General features: G+C 56.0%; 1 protein-coding gene. It reads right to left on the bottom strand.

Going from position 1 to position 1,470, the window contains the following annotated elements; all coding sequences use genetic code 11:
• Nucleotides 1–48: 48 nt before the first annotated feature.
• The gene (locus tag ACZRN6_RS36455; protein WP_464009959.1) at nucleotides 49–1,356 is read right to left on the bottom strand and encodes an IS4 family transposase; all 1,308 of its coding nucleotides are present in this window, start codon (nucleotides 1,354–1,356) and stop codon (nucleotides 49–51) included.
• Nucleotides 1,357–1,470 lie beyond the last annotated feature (114 nt).

The raw sequence follows: 1,470 nt of genomic DNA, 5'->3' as shown, positions 1-1,470 counted from the left end.
AGCCATGCCTTTCAAGGTCTACGTTTAAAACCCCGTTTAAAGTCATCTTCAAGTCCGTTTATCCGCCTTGGCAGATTTAAGCACCCGAGCTGTTGAGACATGCGCCCGTGCCGCCTTACCTTCCAGCCACTCCTTGGGTTTGGCGACTTTGGGGCCGCGAGGGCTTTTCGCGACGGACTTGGGTTTGATCAACCTCGCCAGGGCCAGCAACCGCTCTGCCAGCCCTTGCGAGGTCTTTTCAAGAGGGAAATTTTCCGCAGGCAATGCGATCTGCAAGCCCTGATAATCACTGCGAACATGTACCGCCAAGTGGAAAATCGAAACCTCCCAACCCTCTGGCTGCGTTTCGCGGTGCGCCTGCTCAACGCTACGCTTGAGAACCGACAAAACGTTGTAAGCCAAAACCGCTGAGGCAAAGCCCAACAGCGCCGCTCTCGGGCTGCCAAGGCTTGTAATTTCACTGTCCAGTACCGACTCAAGGCGCTGAAACATCCCCTCAATACTCCAGCGACGACGGTATAAGTCGGCTATCTGCTGGGCACTGATGGTGTTGGGCAAATTGCTCCAGAACCACATCACCAAATCACCTGAGTCATTCGCTGTTTGCAGGCTCAGCTCAACGCGTCGCCAGCGACGGCCACCGTTCACCTCGATGATTTGTTCGCGAACGGTTCCGCTATCGACTGTTCCCGAGTCTTGCCACTCACCCTCCTGGACCAGGCGTGGATGCTTGCTGGGTTGGCGAACGATGAACGAAGCGCCCGTGTCCTCGCAGGCTTGCAGGACAGGCATCGTGCAATAGAGCCGGTCAGCCATCCACAGCTGGCCCGCGCATGCGCGGGCCAGCAGCGGTAAAACACTGACTCGCTCACTGGCGTAGGCATCTTCCCACGGCTGAAGATCAACGACTAAATCCAGATCCGGATCGTAGGCAACTACTGAAAATCCCGGGCGCGCCGCGCCGCGCTCATTGCGCAGAGCGCCTAGACGTTTTTCAGTGGCTGGCAGGTGGTTGCCATCAACAATACGCAACTGCCAGCCGGGTAGGATTGATGAATGGCCGAGGGTTTTGATGGTCGGTTCCAAGCGCTCTGCGCTGCCCGAAATCAGGGCTCGAAGCAGCTCGGGTTCGGTTCGCTTGATCTTGTCATAGAGCGCCGAAACGCTGACCGAAAGGCCCTCCATCTTACGCGCTGCAGCGTGCAAGGATGGCCTAAAGCCCAATGAAACAAGGGACATCAGCTCGACAACGGTTGAAAACAAAAGCTCACGGGAGTACTGCCTTTGGCGGTGATCATCGAACACCTTGTCTACCCAGGCGGCATCTACGGCCTGCTCTAATACCAGCTTGGTCATAACGCTGACCGGTGCTTGTTTTTCAAATCGCTCTAAAACCTTTTCCCACATAGTCTCGTCGTCCTGACTGAATCGGTTGGGGGATTTTAAACCAAGACCTTGAAAGGGGTGGCT

The sequence above is a fragment of the Pseudomonas sp. A125 genome, from assembly GCF_055409485.1.
The sequence above is the reverse complement of the archived record's forward strand: the minus strand, read 5'-3'. Positions and strand labels throughout refer to the sequence as shown.

Bases quoted from the DNA above. Each gene is read 5' to 3' on its own strand.
- ACZRN6_RS36455 (WP_464009959.1), bottom strand. From the start codon at position 1,356: ATGACCAAGCTGGTATTAGAGCAGGCCGTAGATGCCGCCTGGGTAGAC.